The sequence below is a fragment of the Azospirillum sp. NS33 genome, from assembly GCF_059703765.1.
The window spans coordinates 54,707-74,904 of record NZ_BAAKJB010000001.1 but is presented as its reverse complement, the minus strand read 5'-3'; the positions used below and the strand labels follow the sequence as shown (position 1 = coordinate 74,904).

The window sequence follows — 20,198 nt, the reverse complement described above, 5'->3', positions numbered from 1 at the left end:
CACCACCGGAAGGCTTCATCTCCCGCGCCGTGCGCCGACGCCCCGGGGAGAGCCCGACCCTGCCACGGGTGCCGCGTGTCGTCGGGGACCGCTGGAACGAGGGGCGCCATGGCCGGACACGGCGACACGCAGGACTGGCCGACGGCGACCGTGTTGATCGCCGAGGACAGCCCGACGCAGGCGGCCCATCTCGCCCACCTTCTCGAGCAGCGCGCCTTCACCGTGCTGGCCGCCGGCGACGGTGCGGCAGCGCTGGCGATGGTGCGCCGGCACCACCCCGATCTGGTGATCAGCGACATCATCATGCCGGTGATGGACGGCTACGCGCTCTGCCGCGCCATCAAGGCCGATCCCGACCTGCGGGGCACGCCGGTCATCCTCGTCACCGAGCTGTCCAGCCCGCACGACGTGTTCCGCGGCCTGGACGCCGGCGCCGACAACTTCGTGGTGAAGCCCTACGACGAACCCTTCCTGGCCTCCCGCATCACCTACCTGCTGACCAACCAGGCGCTGCGCAAGGCGGGCACGCCGCAGCAGGAGATCGAGATCGAACTGGCGGGACAGCGCCACCGCATCACGGCCGACCGGCAACAGATCCTCGACCTGCTGATATCGACCTATGACCAGGCGGTCCGCCTCTACGACGAGCTCGACGACCGCCAGCGGGCGCTGAAGCGCTCCTACGACACCTTGAACGTCCTCTACCACCTGGCGGACGGCCTGAACCGGTGCCGCGGCGCCGCAGCGGTCGGCGCGACCGCGCTGGAGCGCGCGACGACGCTGCCGGGGGTGGTCGGCGGCTGGATCGACCTGCGCGGCGAGGACTGCTTCGAGCGGCTGGCGACCCGGCGCCCGTTGCGCCCGCCTGCGCCCGCCGGCGGGGACTGCCACGGCGGCGTCCCGTGCGCCTGCCGGAGGCGCCTGCTGCAGGGCGCCTGGCACCAGGCCGAGACCATCGACGACTGCGCGTGTCTGGCCGATGCCGCGCCGAGCGGCCGCATCCCGCCCCACGCGGCGGTGCCGCTGCTGGCCGACGGGGTGGCGCTGGGCGTCCTCAACCTGGTCGGCGCCGAGGGCAGCCCCTTCCAGGAGGAGGACCTGCAGACCTTCGCCGGCGTCGGCAACCTGGTGGCCACGGCGCTGGCCCGCGCCACCCTGCTGGAGGAGATGGAGCGCAAGGTCGACGAGCGGACCCGGGCCCTTCAGGCCGAGGTGGCGGAGCGCCGCGACGCCGAGCTGGCCGCCCGCGACGCCGCCACCGGGATGCGCGGGGCCAACCGGACCATCTCCGCGATTCTCGGCGCCTCCCCCGTGGCCATCATCGCCCTCGACGCCCGGGGCGCGGTGCAGACCTGGAACGGCGCGGCCGAAGTCATCTTCGGCTGCCCGGCGGCCGAGGCGATCGGCCGCCGGTTCCCGGGCCTCCCGGAGGAGGTGGTGGCGGAGCTGCCGGCCGACCCGGTCCACCGCTGGACGGTCGCCGGAAAGATCGTGCGCAGCGCCGAGCACGTCGGGCTTCGCCGCGACGGGACGCCGGTGTCGCTGCGCATCTCGTCCGCCCCCCTGAGCGACACCAGCGGCTGCATCCACGGCACCGTCCTGGTGGTCGAGGACAACAGCGAGCGCAAGCGCATCGAGGAGCAGCTCCACCAGTCCCAGAAGATGGAGGCGATCGGCAACCTGACCGGCGGAATCGCCCATGACTTCAACAACATGCTGGCGGTCATCATCGGCAACCTCGACCTCCTGACGGAGCTGTTGGGCGACGATCCCCAGGTGGCGGAGCTGGCCGCCGCGGCGCTGGACGCCAGCCTGCGCGGCGCCGACCTCACCCGGCAGCTCCTGGCGTTCAGCCGGCGCCAGCCTCTGTCGCCCGAGGTCGTCGACGTCAACCGCCTGGTCGGCGGCGTCGTGAAGCTGCTGGCGCGCACCCTGGGCGAGCAGGTCGACATCCGGATGGTGGCCGCGCCCGGGCTGTGGCCGGTGGTGGTGGACCCCGGCCAGCTCGACGCCGCGCTGGTCAACCTGGCGGTCAACGCGCGCGACGCCATGCCCCAGGGCGGGCGGCTCACCTTCCAGACGCGCAACCAGCATCTCGACGCCGATTTCTGTCGGGTGCGGCCCGACCTTTCCCCGGGCGACTACGTCGCCGTCGAGGTGAACGACACCGGCACCGGCATGCCCCCCGAGGTCGCGGCGCGGATCTTCGAGCCGTTCTTCACCACCAAGGCGGTCAACAAGGGCACCGGTCTCGGTCTCGCCATGGTCTACGGGTTCGTCCGGCAGTCCGGTGGCCATGTGGCGGTCTACAGCGAGCCGGGCCGGGGCACCAGCCTGCGCCTCTACCTGCCCCGCGCCGAGGGGGCCGGCGGCGGCGCCGCGCCGGCCGCGCCGGCGAGCGCGCTGCCACACGGGCGCGACGGCGAAACGGTCCTGGTCGTCGAGGACAACGCGGCGGTGCGGGCCATGGTGGTGCAGCAGATCGGCGACCTGGGCTACCGCGTCCTGTCCGCCACCGACGCCGCCACGGCGCTGTCCGTGCTGGCGGGAGGCCAGCGGGTCGACCTGGTCTTCAGCGACGTGGTCATGCCCGGCGACATGGACGGCATCGCGCTCGCCCGCGAGGCCACCCGGCGCTGGCCCGCGGTCAAGGCGGCGCTGACATCCGGGTTCACGGAGGCGGCCCTCGACCGATCGGCCGGCGCCCTGGAGTTCCGCATTCTGAACAAGCCCTACCGCCGCGGCGACCTCGCCCGGCTGCTGCGCGAGACGCTTGACGGCTGACGAAGGGTGAGGAGGGGTTGGGCATGAGTGACCGCCTGCTGGTCATCGACGACGATGCCGCCGTCGGCGCCTTCGTCGCGAAGGTGGCCCGGCTCAGCGGCTTCGACGTGCGGGCGGTGACCGCGGCGGCCGAGTTCCGCCAGGTGCTGGCCGACTGGCGTCCCTCCTGTGTGGTGGTCGACCTGCACATGCCCGACGTGGACGGGGTGGAACTGCTGCGCTGTCTCGCCGCCGACCGCTGCACGGCGCGGGTGGTTCTGATGAGCGGGGTCGACCAGAAGATCATCGAGACGGCCCGCCAGTTCGGCGTGCGCAGCGGCCTCGACATCGCCGCGATGGTGCAGAAGCCGGTGCGTGCCGGCGCCCTGCGGCGGGTTCTGGAAACCGCCCGGGGGCCGGTGGCCGCCGCCGCCGCCGCCGCCGCCAAGGCCGGCACCATCGACGCGGCGGCGCTGGAGCGGGCGATCGCCCGCCGCGAGTTCCATCTGGTGTACCAGCCCAAGGTGGTGCTGGCCCCGCCGCGGGCGGGTGGCGCGGGCGCAGCGATCGACGGCGCGGTGATCGACGGCTTCGAGGCGCTGCTGCGCTGGCAACACCCGCAGCGCGGCGTCGTCGCCCCGGCCGACTTCCTGCCGCTGGCGGAATCCCTGCCGGTGATGGACGGCCTCACCGCCCTGGTCGTCGACCTCGCGCTCGAGCAGTTTCAGGCGTGGCGGGACGCCGGGGTTTCGACCACCCTGGCGGTCAACGTCTCCGGCGCCAACCTGCACACCCCGTCCTTCGCCGACCGGCTGGCGATGCGGGTCCGCGCGGCCGGCGTCCCGCCCCCCGCCATCATCATCGAGCTGACCGAGACCGCGGCGATGGCCGACCCGACCAGCGCCATGGCCATCCTGACCCGGCTGCGCCTGATGGGGTTCCGGCTGTCGATCGACGATTTCGGCACGGGCTACTCGTCGCTGGTGCAGTTGCAGCGCCTGCCCTTCAGCGAGCTGAAGATCGACCGCGACCTGGTGGCCGACTGCGTGTCGTCGCGCCAGTCGCGGGTGATCGTGAAGGCGGCGATCGACCTCGCCCACAACCTCGGGATGACGGCGTGCGCCGAAGGCATCGAGTCCGCCGCCGTGCTGGAGGTCGTCCGCGCTCTCGGCTGCGACCTCGCCCAGGGCTACCACATCGCCCGTCCCATGCCGGCGGGCCAGACGGTGGCCTGGCTGCGCCGCCCCGCGCCGCCCGGCGTCACCGCGCCGGAGACCGCTTGAGGGGGCGGCGCATCGGGCTATAGTGCCGGTCATGAGCGACTCCATGACCGTCTTCGACCGCGCCCTGGTGCGCCGCCGCCGCGACCGGGCCGCCGGCGCCTTCGCCGCGCACGCCTTCCTGTTCGAGGAGGTGGCCGAGCGCCTGCTCGACCGCCTGGAGGATGTGCGGCGCGCCTTTCCCGTCGCCCTCGACCTCGGCAGCCGCGACGGGGTGATGGGCCGCGCCCTGGCCGGGCGCAAGGGCATCGGCCGCCTGGTGGCCAGCGAGCTGTCGCCGGTCCTGGCGCGCCGGGCCGGCCGCCCGGCGGTGGCGGCGGACGCCGAGTTCCTGCCCTTCGCGCCGGGGGTCTTCGACCTGGTGGTGTCCAACCTCGACCTGCATTGGGTCAACGACCTGCCGGGCGCGCTCATCCAGGTGCGCGCGGCGCTGAAGCCGGACGGCTTCTTCTGCGCCGCCATGCTGGGGGGCGAGACCCTGTTCGAGCTGCGCCAGTGTCTCTACGAGGCGGAGCAGACGGTGTGCGGCGGCTTCAGCCCGCGGGTGTCCCCCTTCGCCGAGGTGCGCGACGCCGGCGGACTGCTGCAGCGCGCCGGCTTCGCCCTGCCGGTGGTCGACACCGACACCATCACGGTGACCTACACCGACGCCCTGCGCCTGATGCGCGACCTGCGCGGCATGGGCGAGACCAACGCCGTGCTGGCGCGGCGCAAGGTGCCGGCGCGGCGGGCCATGGTGCTGGAGGCGGCGCGTCTCTACGCCGAGCGGTTCGCCGAGCCGGATGGCCGCATCCCCGCGACCTTCCAGGTGCTCTATCTCGCGGGGTGGGCGCCCCACGAGAGCCAGCCGCAGCCCCTGAAGCCGGGCAGCGCGACCCACCGCCTGGGCGACGCCCTCCGGAGCGGCGGCGGCGGCGGTTGCGGCTGAGCCGTCGCTACACCATGCTCCAGGCCATCCAGCCGAGCACCGCGGCGTTGACCGCCATGATCAGCGGCGCGGCGTGGGCCACCGCGCTGCGCCAGGCGCGCGCCGCGAGGTGGCCGGCGAGTCCCACCGCCAGCAGGCTGGGCAGGGTGCCGAGCGCGAACGCCGCCATGCCGATGCCCCCGGTGAGCGCGCTGCCGCTGGCGGCGGCCACCGCCACGGCGCCGTAGAGCAGGCCGCAGGGGATGAATCCCAGCGCCACGCCCAACCCGTAACCACGCCACCCCACGGGGTTGCCGAACAGTGGCCGGGCCCGGCGCGACACCCACCCGGCCCACCGCTGCGCCGCCGGGCGGCCGCCGCGGGCCAGCATGGCGGTCAGGCCGTGTGGCAGGATGGCGGCCACGCCGCGCAGGGCGTAGGCGAGGAAGAACAGGGCCGCGCCCGCCAGCAGCCCGACCGAGATCCAGCGCAGCCCGGGCAGGGCGCCGACGTGGCCGGCCACCGTCGCGGCGGCCGCCCCGATGCCCGCGTAGGTGGTGGCGCGGCCGAGATGGTAGGGAACGACGGCGGCGCCGGCCAGCCGGTGGAACTCGCTCATGCGGGCGGCCGGCACCCGCTCCAGCCGGGCGCTCACCTGGGCCAGCACGAACGGCCCGCACATGCCGGCGCAATGGGTGGCGCCCCCCACCAGCCCGGCCGTCAGCAAGGCCAGCAGCAGACCGCCGTCGCGGTCGACCACCACGGCGCAGGCACCGAGGCCGGATTGAAGCAGGGTGAGAACGCCGTCCACGGGCGGGCCTCCGGAACAGGGGACCCGCCATAGATGGGGCCGCGGCGGCCGCCTGCCCATGACGTGCGTCAATCAGGACGTGCGTCACTGACGCGGCGCGGCCGGGCCGGGCTCACTCGCCGGCGGTCTGGGGCACCTCGTGCACCTCGACCGGGCGGGAGGTGTGGCGGGCCAGGATGGCCCGGGCCTGCGCCTCCTGGGCGTCGTCGCGCAGATTGACCCACAGCAGGATGCCGCCCTTCTCCAGGTGCTGGCGCAGCGGCTCGTTGCGCTTGTCGGTCAGCCACTGCGACAGCGCCGTCCCCACCGCGCCCCCGCCGACGCCGCCGGCGGCGGCGGCCAGGGCAGCGGCCAGGGCGGTGCCGCCGGTGGCGACCACGGCGCCGGTGGCGATGATGGCGCCGACATAGGCCGGCACGCCGATGGCCATGCCCTTGGCATCGCCCTCGTCCTCGGGCGCGACATAGGACTGGCGCGGCATGTCCGGATCGTGTTTGGCGTGGTCCACCGAGCGGGGCAGATGGCCCAGCGTGCCCTCGATGGTCTGGTTGTTGGCCATCAGGCTGAGTTCGGCCCGTTCGAAGCCAGCCAGCGACAGGTCGTCCACCGCGCGCTGGAGCGCCTCGGGGCTGTCGAAGACCCCCACCGCCTCGCGCACCACGCCGCGCGTGGTCCGACCTGTGTGCGTTTCGTATGTCATGTCCGACCTCCCTGTTTCGTTCCTGTGAACGGTGCGGGCCGCGTGGTGGTTCCACGCGGGCCGCCGGCCCGCCGGCTGGTCAGGGGGAGGCGATGCCGCTACTATGCGGCCCGCCCGTCGGCACCGCGGCCATCGGGTGCGGCCGTCGGGTGCGGCCGTCGGGCGGGACCGGGTGGCGAGGCAGGAGGGGGGATCGAGATGAGACGATGGATGGCCGCGGGCCTGCTGGCGCTCGGCCTGTCGGCGGTGGCGCCGGCGGGTCCGGGGCACGCCGATGTGAACCTGTTCGGCGGGCCCAGCCTCTACAACGCGGTGGTGTCGGGCGACGTGAAGACGGTCCGCCAGCTCCTGCTGCGGGGCGAGAATCCCAACGGCGTCGGCTCCGGCGGCAAGACGCCGCTGATCGCCGCCGTGCAGAGCGAGCGCGGCGACATCGCGCGGGCGCTGCTGGAGAACCGTGCCGCGGCCAACGGCGCGGACCCCGTGGGCAACACGGCTCTCTACTGGGCGGCGTCCCAGGGCAACGCCGACCTGGTCGACCTTCTGATGGCCCATGGCGCCCGGGTTGACCAGGAGAACCGCCAGGGCATGACGCCGCTGATGGCCGCCGCCCGGGCCGGGGCGGTGGACACGGTCGAGCGGCTGCTGAAGCACGGCGCGCGCACCGACGCCGCCGATTTCACCGGGCGGACCGCGTTGAGCTGGGCGGAGGAGGGGCGCAACGGGCGCGTCGCCACCGCTCTGCGCAAGGCCGGCGCGCACTGACGTCGCGGTGCCGATGATCGCCACCGTGTTCGGCGGCCCCGGGCCGGTGTTCCTGCTGCTGCTGGCGCTCGCCCTCGACGCCGCGGCCGGTGACTGGCTTGGCCGCGCGCTGCCCGACCCGGCCGGCCTGGCGGTGCGGCTGTGCGCCGTGCTCGACCGCCGGCTCAACAGGCCGGAGCGCGGGGCGGCGGTGCGCCTGGTGCGCGGCGTCCTGGTGGTGGTGGTGCTCCTGCTCCTGGGGATCGCCGCCGGCGTCGTGGTGGAATGGGTGAGCGGCACCGCCGGCACCGGCTGGCTGCTGGAACTGGCGACCCTTCTGGCCGTGCTGCGCGGCCGCGCCGCCTGGGTGCGGGTGCGGGCGGTCCGGCGCGCCCTGGAGGGGCCGGGCCTGGCCGCGGCGCGCGCCGCCGTCGGCCCGCTGACGCGGCGCCCGGCGCACGCCCTGGACGCGCACGGTGTCGCCCGCGCCGCCATCGAGCACGTGGCCACGGGGTTCGACCGCAAGGTCGTGGCGCCGGCGTTCTGGTACGTCCTGCTGGGCGTCCCCGGCCTGCTGGCGTGGGCGGTGGTGGACGGCGCCGGCCAGGCGCTGGGCGAGTCCGGACTGCGCCACGAGCGGTTCGGGCTGACCGCGGCGCGCATGGACGACGCCCTCGACGCCCTGCCGGCGCGACTCGCGGGGGTGCTGCTGGCGCTGGGCAGCCCGTTCCTCGCCACCGCCAGCCTGTCGGGTGCCGCCAGGGCTCTGCGCAGCGACGCCCGCAAGCACCCCAGCCTCAACAGGGGCTGGCCGCTGGCGGCGGTCGCGGGGGGACTCGGCCTGGCGCTGGCCGGCCCCTTCCGCGACGGCGGGGTCACCGTGTCGGAGCCCTGGATCGGCGACGGGCGGGCGCGGGCGGTTCCCGCCGACATCGGCCGTGCGCTGGCGCTGACGGCGCTGGCCGACCTGCTGCTGATGCTGCTGGTCGGGCTGCTGACGGTGGCGATGCAGGGGCTGTGAGCCCCGCTATTTGACCACCATCCGTTCGATCAGCACGCGGCGCACCACGTCGCGGCCGGTTTCCCGGCGCACCGCGGCCTCCACCGACTCCTTGATCCGCTCGGCCGAGCCGACTCCGGTCAACCCCTGCGCATCGTAGGCGCGGACATCGTCGTAAAGGCGGTCGCCGATGCGGTCGAGGTGGTCGACGGCGAAGGCGGGGTCGGCGTCGGGTGCCAGCTCCAGCGACACCTTGAGGTCGAAGGCGCGGGTGCCGGACAGCGCGAACTCCCATTCCGGGAGCGAAACGACCGGCGGAAGCGGGCCCATGCGGGCGACGATCTGACGGTGCTCGACGTAGCGTCCGATGGCCACGGCGCCGCCGAGGCCCAGGACGACGAGGGTGGCGAGCACGCCGACGACCGCCACCACCAGGCGGATCGACGCGACGTCCCTGGATTGGCTGCGGCTGTCCATGTGGCCGCCTCCCAAGGTTGGGGCGGGAAGCGAGAGTATAAAACTCCCGGTCGAAAATTGGGAGTCCTACGCGCCGGCGCCCGTGCCGGGCGCCTCACGGCCGCGCCGGGCGCCTCATGGCTGCGGCGGCGCCGCGCCGGAAGCCGGGGACGCCGCGCCGGCGCCCGGCCGGCTCTCGCGCAGGAGATCGCGGATCTCGGTCAGCAGCACCTCCTCGCGCGGCGGCGGCGATGGGGCTGGCGGCGGGGGAGTCGCCGCCTCCTGGCGGCGCAGGCGGTTGATCTGCCGCACCACCACGAACAGCGCCGACGAGACGATGAAGAAGTTGATCACGGCGTTGAGGAAGCGGCCGTAGTTGATGGTCGCCGCGCCCGCCGCCTCCGCGGCCGCGAGGCTGTCGTAGGTGCCGCCGGTCAGGTTGATGTAGTAATTGGAAAAATCGAGTCCGCCCATGATCCAGCCGAGCGGCGGCGTGAGCACATCCCTGACCAGCGAGTTCACGATGCCGGTGAAGGCCGCTCCGATGACGATGCCGACCGCCAGGTCGACCACGTTGCCACGGCTGATGAAGGTGCGGAACTCGGATCCCATGCGCTGGCTCTCCCAAGCCGTGCCGGGCGGGTCATCGCCGCGCCGGCCTCAGCCCATCTTGCCGTGGCAGTGCTTGAACTTCTTTCCGGAGCCGCAGGGGCAGACCGCGTTGCGCGGCGTGCGGGCCCAGTCCTCGCTTGCGGCAGCGCCCAGGGCCATCGCGGAGGCGCCGCGGCGCACCATCCCGTCGGGCAGCGGCGCGCCCTCGGCGCCCTGGGCGGCGGCATCCGCACCGGCCATGGCCAGCGCCGGATCGTCGCGGCCCTCGTGCATCTCCGGCAGGGCCCGGGAGAACGGGTCCTGCTGCGGCGCCATCCGGATCTCCACATGCATCAGGACGGAGGTCGTCTGCTCGCGCAGGTGGGTCAGCATCGTTTCGAACAGTTCGAACGCCTCGCGCTTGTACTCGTTCAGCGGGTCGCGCTGGGCGTAGGCCCGCAGCGAGATGCCCTGGCGCAGGTGGTCGAGCTGGAGGAGGTGGTCCTTCCATTCCTGGTCGAGGATCTGCAGCAGCAGGCTCTTCTCGACGTGGCGCATGGTGTCGGGCCCGTAGTCCGCCACCTTCTGGGCGTATTTGCGGTCGGCGGCGTCGCGGATGCGATCCTCGATCTCCGGTTCGGCGATGCCCTCCTCCTTGGCCCAGTCGGCGACCGGGAGGTCGAGGGCGAGCACGCGGCTCACCTCCTCGTGCAGGCCGGCCATGTCCCACTGCTCGGGATAGGAGTTCGCCGGTATGCGGGTCGTCACCATCTCCTGGATGATCTGGTGGCGCATGGCCTTGATGGAGTCGCCGATGTCTTCGGTCTCCATGATCTCGCGACGCTGCTCGTAGACGACCTTGCGCTGGTCGTTCATCACGTTGTCGAACTTGAGCAGGTTCTTGCGGATCTCGAAGTGATGCGCTTCGACCTTTTGCTGCGCCTTTTCCAGCGCCTTGTTGATCCAGGGGTGGACGATGGCCTCGCCGTCCTTGAGGCCGAGGCGCTGGAGCATGCCGTCCATGCGGTCGGACCCGAAGATGCGCATCAGGTCGTCCTGCAGGGACAGGAAGAACTTCGACGCGCCCGGGTCGCCCTGGCGGCCGGAGCGGCCGCGCAACTGGTTGTCGATGCGCCGGCTCTCATGGCGCTCGGTGGAGATGACGTAGAGGCCGCCGGCGGCCTTCACCACCTCGCGCGCCGCCTCGACCTCCTGGCGGATCCGGGCGATCCGCGCCTCGCGCTCCGGCCCCTCGGGCAGGTCGGCCAGTTCGGTGGCGACGCGCATGTCGATGTTGCCGCCGAGCTGGATGTCGGTGCCGCGGCCGGCCATGTTGGTGGCGACGGTCACCGCGCCCGGCCGCCCGGCCTGGGCGACGATGTACGCCTCCTGCTCGTGGTGGCGGGCGTTCAGGACGTTGTGGGGGACGTTCTTCTTCTTCAGGAACTCCGACAGCAGCTCCGACTTCTCGATGGAGGTGGTGCCGATCAGGATCGGCTGCTGGCGACCGCGGCACTCCTCGATCAGCTCGACGATGGCGTTGTACTTCTCGTCGGCGGTCCGGTAGACCTCGTCGTCCTCGTCCTTGCGCTGGACCGTGACGTTGGTCGGGATCTCGACCACCTCCAGGCCGTAGATCTCCGCGAATTCCGGCGCCTCGGTCATCGCCGTCCCGGTCATGCCGGCCAGCTTGGGGTAGAGGCGGAAGTAGTTCTGGAAGGTGATGGACGCCAGCGTCTGGTTCTCGCGCTGGATCTCCACCTTCTCCTTCGCCTCCAGCGCCTGGTGAAGGCCTTCCGAGTAGCGCCGGCCCTCCATCATGCGGCCGGTGAACTCGTCGATGATGATGACCTTGCCGTCCTTGACGATGTAGTCCTTGTCGCGCTGGAACAGGGTGTGGGCGCGCAGCGCCTGCTGGGCGTGGTGCACCAGGGCGACGTTCTGGATGTCGTAGAGCCCGCCGGTCTTGAGCAGGCCGGCGTCCTTGAGGAGCTGCTCGACGTGCTCCTGGCCGGCCTCGGTCATCGAGACGGCGCGGTGCTTCTCGTCCTTCTCGTAGTCCTCGGGCGTGAGGTGCGCCATCAGCGCGTCGACCTGGGTGTACATCTCCGACGAGTCGGTCGAGGGACCGGAGATGATGAGCGGCGTGCGCGCCTCGTCGACCAGGATCGAGTCGACCTCGTCGACGATGGCGAAATTGAAGGGCCGCTGCACCAGGTCCTCGGCGCGGAACTTCATGTTGTCGCGCAGATAGTCGAAGCCGAACTCGTTGTTGGTGCCGTAGGTGATGTCGCCGCCGTAGGCGGCCCGCCGCTCGTCGTCGGTCATGCCGTGGACGATGCAGCCCACCGTCAGGCCGAGGAAGCGGTAGACCCGGCCCATCCACTCGCTGTCGCGCTTGGCCAGGTAGTCGTTCACCGTCACCACGTGCACGCCCTTGCCCTGCAAGGCGTTGAGGAAGACGGCCAGGGTGGCGACCAGGGTCTTGCCCTCGCCGGTCTTCATCTCGGCGATGCGCCCCTGGTGCAGCACCATGCCGCCCATCAGCTGGACGTCGAAATGGCGTTGTCCCAGAACGCGCTTGGCCGCCTCGCGCACCGTGGCGAAGGCGTCGGGCAGGATGTCGTCGAGGGTCTCGCCGGCGGTGAGTCGCTCGCGCAGGCGGCGTGTGCGGTCGCGCAGGTCCTCGTCCGACAGCGCCGCCAGGTCCGGCTCCAGCGCGTTGATCTGCTGAACGGGCTTGTGCAGGGCCTTGACCACGCGCGTGTTGGCGGTGCCGAAGAACTTGCGGGCGAGAGCACCGAACATGAAAACCTCGGACGGAAACGAGAAAAGGGGAGGGCGGCCTGGGACGGCTCTCACATAGGACCGATGGGCCGACAAGTCAACGAGACCGGACGGCGGCGCGGCCGGCGGACGGCGTCGCCTCCGCTCGCTTGCCAGCGCCGCCGCACCATGCTTAATGCCCACCCAGGGGACACGGATGCGGGGTGCCGGCGGGCGGCCCCGGCCGCCCCGTTCGACGCCCCGACGTCCGCCGGAAGGATGGAGACAGCAGTATGAACCGAGTGCTACGCGCCGCCCTCCTGTCGCTGGCCGCGAGCGGCGTCGCCCTGTCGGCCCACGCCCAGGACACCGCGCCGGCTCCGGCGCCGGCCCAGGCGGAGGCGCCGAACGGGGCGACGGCCCAGGGCGGGGACGCCGCGCAGCAGCCGGCCGATCCGGTCATCGCCCGCGTCGACGGCCAGGAGATCCATGCCTCCGAGCTGATGCGGATGGCCGGCCAGCTGCCACCGCAGGTCCGTCAGATGCCGCTGGAGATGCTCTATCCCGCCATTCTGGAGCAGCTGGTCAACCAGAAGCTGATCGCCCGCGCCGGCTACAAGGCCGGGCTGGAGAGCAGCGATCAGGTCAAGGCCGAGCTGAAGGCGGCCGAGGAGCGCGCCGTGCAGCGCGCCTTCGTCGAGCGCAAGATCGCCGAACGCATCACGCCCGAGGCGCTGGAGGAGGCCTACCAGCAGTACCTCCAGGCCAACCCGTCCCAGGACGAGGTGAAGGCCGCCCACATCCTCGTGGAGACGGAGGAGGAGGCCAAGGAGATCATCGCGTCGCTGGCCGGCGGCGGCGATTTCGCGGCCATCGCCAAGGAGAAGTCGAAGGACACCGCGGCCGCCGCGCAGGGCGGCGACCTCGGCTATTTCACCAAGGATGCGATGGTCGAGCCGTTCGCCGACGCCGCCTTCGCCATGGCGCCGGGCGACGTGAGCAAGGAGCCGGTGAAGACCCAGTTCGGCTGGCACGTCATCAAGGTCGAGGACCGCCGCACGCCGGAGCCCCCGACCCTGGAGGAGGTGAAGCCGGAGCTGGAGCGCTCGCTCTCCCAGGAGATCGTCGCCGGCCTGGTGGACGAGCTGCGCAGCGGCGCCAGCATCGAGACCTACCAGCTCGACGGCTCGCCGATGCCGGCCGCCCCCGCCGCCCCGGCCGCCGGTGGCGCGGCCGCGCCCGAGCCGGCGAAGTAAGCCCGCGTCCCGTCCGGCCCTCCCTCGCCGGGGGGCCGGGCGATGGGACGGGGCCGGCCCCGCAGCCCTCCGCGAAAGCCGTTTTCATCGGCGCCCGCGCTGACTATCTTGTGCCGCCGCGCCGGCGCCGGCGCGGACCCGACCCTTCAGGTTCCAGGATCACCCGCGATGGCACTTCCCGTCTCCCCCCTGGCCCCCGCCGCGTTCCCCACGCTCGCCCCGGTGTCCGGCGTGCGCCTGGCGACCACCAACAGCGGCATCCGTTACAAAGGGCGTGACGACCTGCTGCTGGCGGTGCTCGACCCCGGCACCACGGTGGCCGGCGTGCTGACCCGCTCGCTGGCCGCCTCGGCCCCGGTGGAGTGGTGCCGCATGGCGCTGCCCCACGGCTTCGCCCGCGCCCTGGTGGTCAACGCCGGCAACGCCAACGCCTTCACCGGCAAGGCCGGCGACGCCACCGTGCAGGCCACCGTGCGCGCCGCCGCCGCCATCGCCGGCAGCGCGCCCGAGGAGGTCTACGTCGCCTCCACCGGCGTGATCGGCCAGCCGTTGGCGGCCGACGCCATCGCCGCCGTGCTGCCCGGGATGGCCGGCGCCTTCGCCGCCACCCCCGACGCGTGGGAGCGGGCGGCGCGCGCCATCATGACCACCGACACCTTCGCCAAGGGGGCGACGCGCACCGCGCGGATCGGCGGCACCACGGTGACGCTGAGCGGCTTCGGCAAGGGCTCCGGCATGATCGCGCCGGACATGGCGACGATGCTGGGCTACATCTTCACCGACGCGGCCATCGCCGCCCCGGCCCTGCAGGCCCTGCTGTCGGGGCTGACCGAGACCACCTTCAACGCCATCACCGTCGACAGCGACACCTCGACCTCCGACACCGTGCTGCTGTTCGCCACGGGCACGGCCGGCAACGTGCCGGTCACCCATTCCGAGGACCCCGGGCTCATGGAGTTCCGCGCGGCCCTCCACGACCTCATGCTCGACCTCGCCCACCAGATCGTGCGCGACGGCGAGGGGGCGACCAAGTTCGTGGCGGTCCGCGTCATGGGCGCCGAGAGCGACCGCGCGGCCAAGCGCATCGGCCTGGCCATCGCCAACTCGCCCCTGGTGAAGACCGCGATCGCCGGCGAGGACGCCAACTGGGGCCGCATCGTCATGGCCGTCGGCAAGGCCGGCGAGCGGGCCGACCGCGACCTCCTGACGATCACCATCGGCGGCACCCTGATCTGCGCCGAGGGGATGGAGGTGCCGGGCTACGACGAGGCGCCGGTCGTCGCCCACATGAAGGGCCGGGAGATCGACATCGCCGTCGACATCGGCCTGGGCGACGGCCGGGCCACGGTGTGGACCTGCGATCTCACCCACGGCTACATCGACATCAACGGCAGCTACCGGAGCTGAGGCGCGATGCCGGTCCTGCCGGCCTCCCTGGCCAGCGCCCGGCTCGGGCTGCGCCCCTTCCGGGACGACGACCTGCCGGGCGTGGCGCGGCTGCTGGACGACTGGACGGTGGCGCGCTGGCTGGCCCGGGTGCCGCACCCCTACACCGCCCGCGACGGGGCGGCCTGGCGCGACCGGTGCGCCGCCAACCGCGCCGCCGGCCGGTCGCTGGACCTGCTGGCGGTGGGGCGGGATGACGGCGCCCCGGTGGGCGGGATCTCCCTGTCGCTGGAGAGCGGCGAGCTCGGCTACTGGATCGGCCGCCCCCACCAGGGCCGGGGCCTCGGCGCCGAGATGGCCGGGGCGGTGCTGGACTGGGCGTTCGGCGCCGGAGGGCTGGCCGGGGTGTGGGCCTGCACCCATCCCGACAACGCGCCGTCCCGGGGCCTGCTGCAACGCCTCGGCTTCGTCGCGGATGGCGTGCGCGACCACGATTTCGCCTTGCGCGGCGGCGTGATGCCGGCGCACCACTGGGCGCTGTCCGCGGACCGCTGGCGGACCTCACCGGGAGACCCCGTGCCATGACGACGGCCTGCTTCGACCCCTCCTCCACACCGGCGCCGGGCTCGGTTCCCGTCCTGCTGGTGGCGGCGGTGGCCTTGATCGATACCGACGGCCGGGTGCTGCTGGCCCGCCGCCCGCCGGGCAAGCCGCTGGCCGGGTTGTGGGAGTTCCCCGGCGGCAAGGTGCACGCCGACGAGACCCCCGAGGCCGCCCTGGTGCGCGAGCTGAAGGAGGAGCTGGACGTCGACACCGCGGCGAGCTGCCTCGCCCCCTTCACCTTCGCCTCGCACCGCTACGAGGGCTTCCACCTGCTGATGCCGCTCTACGTCTGCCGGGTCTGGAACGGCACGGTGACGGCGCTGGAGGGGCAGGAGCTGGCCTGGGTCTATCCCGGCCGCATGGGGGCCTACCCGATGCCGCCGGCCGACGTCCCCCTGGTGGCCATGCTGCGCGACCTGCTGTAAGCTGGACGCGCCGGTCGACGGGCTCCCATCCGGTCGATTGTGCGGTTGCGAGCCCATGGGGTACAGTCCGCCCGCCATGCGAACCCTCCTCCACTATCCCCTGTCCCCGCTGTCGCGGCTGGTGCGCGTGGCACTGGCCGAGAAGGGGCTGCCGTTCGAGGCGGTGATCGAGAAGCCGTGGGAGCGCCGCGAGGCCTTTCTGGCCCTGTCGCCGTCGGCCGAGGTGCCGGTGCTGGTGGAGGAGGACGGGACGGTCATCGCCGACGGCTTCGCCATCCTGGAGTACCTGGAGGAGGCCTACCCGGACCAGCCGCTGATGCCGCCGGAGGTGGCCGGGCGCGCCGAGGTGCGCCGGCTGGTGCAGTGGTTCATGCGCAAGTTCGACCGCGAGGTCACCGAGAACCTGGTGGTGGAGAAGCTGATCAAGCGGGTGTCCAGCCAGGGCCAGCCCTACGCCCCGGCGATCCGCGCCGGGCTGGCCAACATCCACTACCACCTCGACTACATCGCCTTCCTGGCGGAGCGGCGGACCTGGCTGGCCGGATCCTTCTTCTCCCTGGCCGACCTGGCCGCGGCGGCGGAGCTGAGCTGCGTCGACTACCTCGGCGACGTGCCGTGGGACGAGAACGACGAGGCCAAGGACTGGTACGCCCGCCTCAAGAGCCGGCCCAGCTTCCGGGCCGTGCTGGCCGACAGCCTGCCCGGCTGCCCGCCGCCGCGCCATTACGCCGACCTGGATTTCTGAGCGCGCCGCGGGGTCAGTAGTGCGGCTCCGCCAGCCCCTCCGCGGCGAAGGCGGCGCGCACCGCCGGCCTCTCCATCATGCGGGCCAGGAAGGGGCCGAGGTTGGGGCGATCCCGGGCCGGACGGTCCATGTGGCGGGTCCAGCGGGCCACCATCAGCAGATAGACGTCGGCGACCGAGCATCGCTCCCCGACCAGCCAGGCCCGCCCTTCCAGCGCCGCGTCGACCCGCGCGAACATCCCGGCCAGCCGGTCGACCACCACCGCCTTGAGGCGGCCGGCCTCGCCGGCGGCGACGTAGCGTTCGGGGTAGAAGTACAGCATCGCCTCGGCCTGCACGCTGTTGGTCAGGAAGGCCAGCCATTGGTAGAGATGGGCGCGCCCGTCGCTGCCCGGCGGCGGGGCCAGCCCGGCCTCGGGATGGCGGTCGGCCAGGTGCAGGCAGATGGCCGCGGACTCGTAGACGACGAGGTCGCCGTCGACCAGGGTCGGCACCCGGCCGTGGGGGTTGAGACGGCGGTAGGCGTCGGCCCGGTGTTCCCCGCTTTCCCGGTCCAGGGTCACCAGTTCGTGCGCGGCGCCGATCTCGCGCAGCACGATGTGGGGCGCCATGCTGGCGCTGCTGGGCATGTGGTAGAGGCGGTACATGGCGTGGATTCCCCGATCGATGACGGCGCCGCGGGACGGCGTTGCCCAGGGTGCACGACGGCGGCGCTTTGTCCAGCGCGCGGCGGCGGTGTAGCATCGCGCCCCGCGGCGCGCTTCGGGGCGGCCGCTCCAGCGACAGCGAACCGGGAACCGAGACGATGACGGGTACGGACACCACAGCGGCGGGCGCGGCGGCGGCGGGCAACTCGGCGGCGAGCCGCGACAAGGCCTACGTCCTGCACCCCTACACCAACCTCAAGGTCCACGAAACCGCCGGGCCGCTGGTGGTCGAGCGCGGCCGCGGCGTGCGCGTCTGGGACGATTCGGGGAAAGAGTACATCGAGGGGCTGGCCAGCCTGTGGTGTGTGTCGCTGGGCTTCGACGAGGAGCGGCTGATCGACGCCGCGGTGCGCCAGATGCGCCGCCTGCCGACCTATCACAGCTTCGGCCACAAGTCCCACGACCCGGCCATCGACCTGGCCGAGGCGCTGATCGCCATGGCCCCGGTGCCCATGTCCAAGGTGTTCTTCGCCAACTCGGGCTCGGAGGCCAACGACACCGCGATCAAGCTGATCTGGTACTACAACAACGCGCTGGGCCGGCCGGAGAAGAAGAAGATCATCGCGCGCCAGAAGGGCTATCACGGCGTCACCGTGGCGACCGCCAGCCTGACCGGCCTGCCGAACAACCACCGCGACTTCGACCTGCCGATCGCGCGCGTCCTGCACACCGACTGCCCGCACCACTACCGCTTCGCCGAGGCCGGGGAGAGCGAGGAGGACTTCGCCACCCGCCTGGCGGACAGCCTGGACCGGTTCATCCTGGCCGAGGGGCCGGATACGGTGGCGGCGCTGTTCGCCGAGCCGGTGATGGGGGCGGGCGGCGTCATCGTCCCGCCGGCGACCTACTTCGAGAAGGTCCAGGCGGTGCTGCGCAAGCACGACGTGCTGCTGGTGGCCGACGAGGTGATCTGCGGCTTCATGCGCACCGGCAACGACTGGGGCAGCCAGACCTTCGGCCTGAAGCCCGACATCCTGACCTGCGCCAAGGCGCTGTCGTCGGGCTACGTGCCGATCTCCGCGGTCATGGTGTCGGAGGCGATCTACCAGGCCTGCGTGGCGGAGAGCGAGAAGATCGGCACCTTCGGCCACGGCTACACCTATTCCGGCCATCCCGTGGCCGCCGCGGTGGCGCTGGAGACGCTGAAGATCTACCGGGAGCGCGACGTGCTGGGCCATGTGCGCGCCGTGGCCCCGCGCTTCCAGGCCGGCCTGCGCCGCTTCGCCGACCATCCGCTGGTGGGCGAGGTGCGCGGGATCGGGCTGATCGGCGCGGTGGAGCTGGTGGCCGACAAGGAGACCCGCGCCCCCTTCGACCCGGCGGGCGCGGCCGGGGCCAGGGTCAACGCCCTGAACCAGGAGCACGGGCTGATCACCCGGGCCATGGGCGACACGGTGGCGTTCTGCCCGCCGCTGATCATCGGCGAGGACGACATCGACGCCATGTTCGAGCGCATGGGCCGCTCGCTCGACGCGGCGCTGCCGCTGCTCAAGGGCTGACCGGCCAACGGCGGCGGGGACGAGCGGGCGCCGTGCAGGCGCCGGCTTGACCCTGGCCGCCGCGGCTGGGATACAGGTTGCCACGCAACCGCGGGATGGCTTCGTGGTCGGCATCGATCTTCGCCCGGTCCTCTACATCGTCGGCGCCCTCGTCAGCATCGTGGCCCTGGCCATGCTGCTGCCGATGGCGGTCGATTTCGCGGTCGGCAACTCCGACTGGATGGTCTTCGCCACCACCGCCGCGCTGACCCTGTTCTTCGGCGTGCTGCTGGTGCTGACCAACCGGACGTCGGAGGTCGCCCTGTCGCTGCGCCAGGCCTTCCTGCTGACGACGCTGGCGTGGATCGTGGTCAGCGCGTTCTCCGCGGCGCCCTTCATCGTCTCCAAGACCCAGCTCTCGGTGACCGACGCCTTCTTCGAGGCGATGTCCGGGCTGACCACCACGGGCTCCACCGTCATCGTTGGCCTGGACGGGCTGCCGCCGGGGCTGCTGCTGTGGCGCTCGCTGCTGCAATGGCTGGGCGGGGTGGGCATCATCGGCATGGGCATCGTCATCCTGCCGTTCCTGCGCGTCGGCGGCATGCAGCTCTTCCGCTCCGAATCCTCCGACCGCTCCGACAAGGTGGTGCCGCGGGCCGGCGACCTGGCGATCGCCGTGGCCTGGGTCTACGTCACCCTGACGCTGGCCTGCGTCGCCGCCCTGACTCTGGCCGGCATGTCGGTGTTCGATGCCGTCAACCACGCCATGACCGCGGTGTCGACGGGGGGCTACTCGACCCGCGACGCCTCGGTCGCCGGCTGGCAGAACCCGGCGGTGGAGTGGGTGCTGGTGGTTTTCATGGCGGCCGGCGGCATGCCCTTCGTGCGCTTCATCAGCCTCGCCCGTGGCGACGCCGGGCCGCTGTGGCGCGACACCCAGGTGCGCTGGTACGTCGCCTTCCTGGCGGCGGTGTCGCTCGCGCTGGGGCTGTGGCTGGCCCGGGCCGGCGACATCCCGCTGGGCGACGCGCTGCGGCTGACCGCCTTCAACGTCGTCTCGGTGGTGACCACCACCGGCTACGCCTCGGCCGACTACAGCCTGTGGGGGCCGCTGGCGCTGGCCGTGTTCTTCACCCTCACCCTGGTCGGCGGCTGCACCGGCTCGACCGCCGGCGGCATCAAGATCTTCCGCTTCGAGATCCTCTTCATGGTCATGCGGGTGCTGATGGTCCGCCTGTTCAGCCGCCACCGGGTGCTGCCGCTCCACTACAACAACAAGCCGGTGGACGCCGACAGCATGGTATCGGTGATGAGCTTCGGCTTCGTCTACATCGCCTTGATCTTCATCTTCATGATCCTGTTGGCGGCGCTGGGCCTCGACCTGGTGACGGCGCTGACCGGGGCGGCCACGGCCATCAGCAACGTCGGCCCCGGCCTGGGTCCGATCATCGGCCCGGCCGGCAACTTCGCGCCGCTGCCCGACGCCGCCAAATGGCTGCTGTCCGCGGGCATGCTGCTGGGCCGGCTGGAGTTCTTCACGGTCCTGGTGCTCTTCAACCCGACCTTCTGGCGGCAGTGAAC

General features: G+C 72.5%; 18 protein-coding genes. 12 read left to right on the top strand and 6 right to left on the bottom strand.

The genetic code is table 11. From position 1 onward, the window contains the following. The first annotated feature begins 108 nt into the window (after positions 1 to 108). The 3 genes from AC6H2I_RS00310 to AC6H2I_RS00300 are packed head-to-tail and all read left to right on the top strand — an operon-like array spanning position 109 to position 4,971. Complete coding sequence (locus AC6H2I_RS00310; RefSeq protein WP_497498477.1) at positions 109 to 2,784, top strand: response regulator; 2,676 nt, start codon at positions 109 to 111, stop codon at positions 2,782 to 2,784. A 23-nt stretch (positions 2,785 to 2,807) separates the two neighbouring features. Further along, positions 2,808 to 4,046 (top strand): EAL domain-containing protein, encoded by a 1,239-nt coding sequence (locus AC6H2I_RS00305; protein WP_497498476.1) that lies wholly within the window; start codon positions 2,808 to 2,810, stop codon positions 4,044 to 4,046. A 31-nt stretch (positions 4,047 to 4,077) separates the two neighbouring features. Next, on the top strand, positions 4,078 to 4,971 hold the full coding sequence (locus AC6H2I_RS00300; protein ID WP_497498475.1) for a methyltransferase domain-containing protein: 894 nt from the start codon (positions 4,078 to 4,080) through the stop codon (positions 4,969 to 4,971). Positions 4,972 to 4,978: 7 nt separating this feature from the next. Here the strand turns inward: AC6H2I_RS00300 and AC6H2I_RS00295 are convergent, their stop codons facing one another. Together AC6H2I_RS00295 and AC6H2I_RS00290 are read right to left on the bottom strand one after the other, a co-directional pair. After that, on the bottom strand, positions 4,979 to 5,761 hold the full coding sequence (locus AC6H2I_RS00295) for a sulfite exporter TauE/SafE family protein (protein ID WP_497498474.1): 783 nt from the start codon (positions 5,759 to 5,761) through the stop codon (positions 4,979 to 4,981). A 112-nt stretch (positions 5,762 to 5,873) separates the two neighbouring features. After that, entirely contained in the window at positions 5,874 to 6,461 is a 588-nt protein-coding gene (locus tag AC6H2I_RS00290; RefSeq protein ID WP_497498473.1) for a hypothetical protein, read from the bottom strand. A gap of 198 nt (positions 6,462 to 6,659) precedes the next feature. Here AC6H2I_RS00290 and AC6H2I_RS00285 point away from each other — a divergent pair, with 198 nt between their 5' ends. Together AC6H2I_RS00285 and AC6H2I_RS00280 are read left to right on the top strand one after the other, a co-directional pair. Next, positions 6,660 to 7,226: an ankyrin repeat domain-containing protein gene (locus AC6H2I_RS00285; protein ID WP_497498472.1), complete on the top strand. Its 567-nt coding sequence runs from the start codon at positions 6,660 to 6,662 to the stop codon at positions 7,224 to 7,226. Between the two features lie 13 nt (positions 7,227 to 7,239). Further along, a complete protein-coding gene (locus AC6H2I_RS00280; RefSeq protein ID WP_497498471.1) occupies positions 7,240 to 8,226 on the top strand; it encodes a cobalamin biosynthesis protein CobD/CbiB in 987 nt (328 codons plus the stop codon). Between the two features lie 6 nt (positions 8,227 to 8,232). On the opposite strand, the gene AC6H2I_RS00275 is transcribed toward AC6H2I_RS00280, so the two are convergent. From AC6H2I_RS00275 to secA, 3 genes are all read right to left on the bottom strand, one after another. Further along, positions 8,233 to 8,682, bottom strand: coding sequence for a flagellar basal body-associated FliL family protein (locus AC6H2I_RS00275; protein ID WP_497498470.1), 450 nt, complete (start codon positions 8,680 to 8,682; stop codon positions 8,233 to 8,235). A 114-nt stretch (positions 8,683 to 8,796) separates the two neighbouring features. Further along, the gene (mscL, locus tag AC6H2I_RS00270) at positions 8,797 to 9,273 is read right to left on the bottom strand and encodes a large conductance mechanosensitive channel protein MscL (protein WP_497498469.1); all 477 of its coding nucleotides are present in this window, start codon (positions 9,271 to 9,273) and stop codon (positions 8,797 to 8,799) included. A gap of 48 nt (positions 9,274 to 9,321) precedes the next feature. Continuing rightward, positions 9,322 to 12,060, bottom strand: a complete 2,739-nt coding sequence (gene secA, locus AC6H2I_RS00265; RefSeq protein ID WP_497498468.1) for a preprotein translocase subunit SecA — start codon at positions 12,058 to 12,060, stop codon at positions 9,322 to 9,324. A gap of 251 nt (positions 12,061 to 12,311) precedes the next feature. Between secA and AC6H2I_RS00260 the strand changes: the two genes are divergently transcribed. The 5 genes from AC6H2I_RS00260 to AC6H2I_RS00240 all read left to right on the top strand — a co-directional run bounded on the left by AC6H2I_RS00260 (position 12,312) and on the right by AC6H2I_RS00240 (position 16,433). Then, on the top strand, positions 12,312 to 13,274 hold the full coding sequence (locus tag AC6H2I_RS00260; protein ID WP_497498467.1) for a peptidylprolyl isomerase: 963 nt from the start codon (positions 12,312 to 12,314) through the stop codon (positions 13,272 to 13,274). Positions 13,275 to 13,442: 168 nt separating this feature from the next. Then, positions 13,443 to 14,681, top strand: coding sequence for a bifunctional glutamate N-acetyltransferase/amino-acid acetyltransferase ArgJ (gene argJ / locus AC6H2I_RS00255; RefSeq protein WP_497498466.1), 1,239 nt, complete (start codon positions 13,443 to 13,445; stop codon positions 14,679 to 14,681). A gap of 6 nt (positions 14,682 to 14,687) precedes the next feature. Continuing rightward, entirely contained in the window at positions 14,688 to 15,245 is a 558-nt protein-coding gene (locus AC6H2I_RS00250) for a GNAT family N-acetyltransferase (protein WP_497498465.1), read from the top strand. Then, positions 15,242 to 15,688 (top strand): (deoxy)nucleoside triphosphate pyrophosphohydrolase, encoded by a 447-nt coding sequence (locus AC6H2I_RS00245; protein ID WP_497498464.1) that lies wholly within the window; start codon positions 15,242 to 15,244, stop codon positions 15,686 to 15,688. Before AC6H2I_RS00250 ends, AC6H2I_RS00245 begins: the two co-directional genes overlap by 4 nt. A 76-nt stretch (positions 15,689 to 15,764) precedes the next feature. Continuing rightward, positions 15,765 to 16,433 (top strand): glutathione S-transferase family protein, encoded by a 669-nt coding sequence (locus tag AC6H2I_RS00240; protein ID WP_497498463.1) that lies wholly within the window; start codon positions 15,765 to 15,767, stop codon positions 16,431 to 16,433. A 13-nt stretch (positions 16,434 to 16,446) separates the two neighbouring features. Here AC6H2I_RS00240 and AC6H2I_RS00235 read toward each other — a convergent pair whose 3' ends face one another. After that, positions 16,447 to 17,079, bottom strand: coding sequence for a glutathione S-transferase family protein (locus AC6H2I_RS00235; RefSeq protein WP_497498462.1), 633 nt, complete (start codon positions 17,077 to 17,079; stop codon positions 16,447 to 16,449). 158 nt (positions 17,080 to 17,237) lie between these two features. Between AC6H2I_RS00235 and AC6H2I_RS00230 the strand changes: the two genes are divergently transcribed. Beyond that, complete coding sequence (locus AC6H2I_RS00230) at positions 17,238 to 18,638, top strand: aspartate aminotransferase family protein (protein ID WP_497498461.1); 1,401 nt, start codon at positions 17,238 to 17,240, stop codon at positions 18,636 to 18,638. Between the two features lie 103 nt (positions 18,639 to 18,741). After that, complete coding sequence (locus tag AC6H2I_RS00225; protein ID WP_497498460.1) at positions 18,742 to 20,196, top strand: TrkH family potassium uptake protein; 1,455 nt, start codon at positions 18,742 to 18,744, stop codon at positions 20,194 to 20,196. Positions 20,197 to 20,198: the final 2 nt, after the last annotated feature.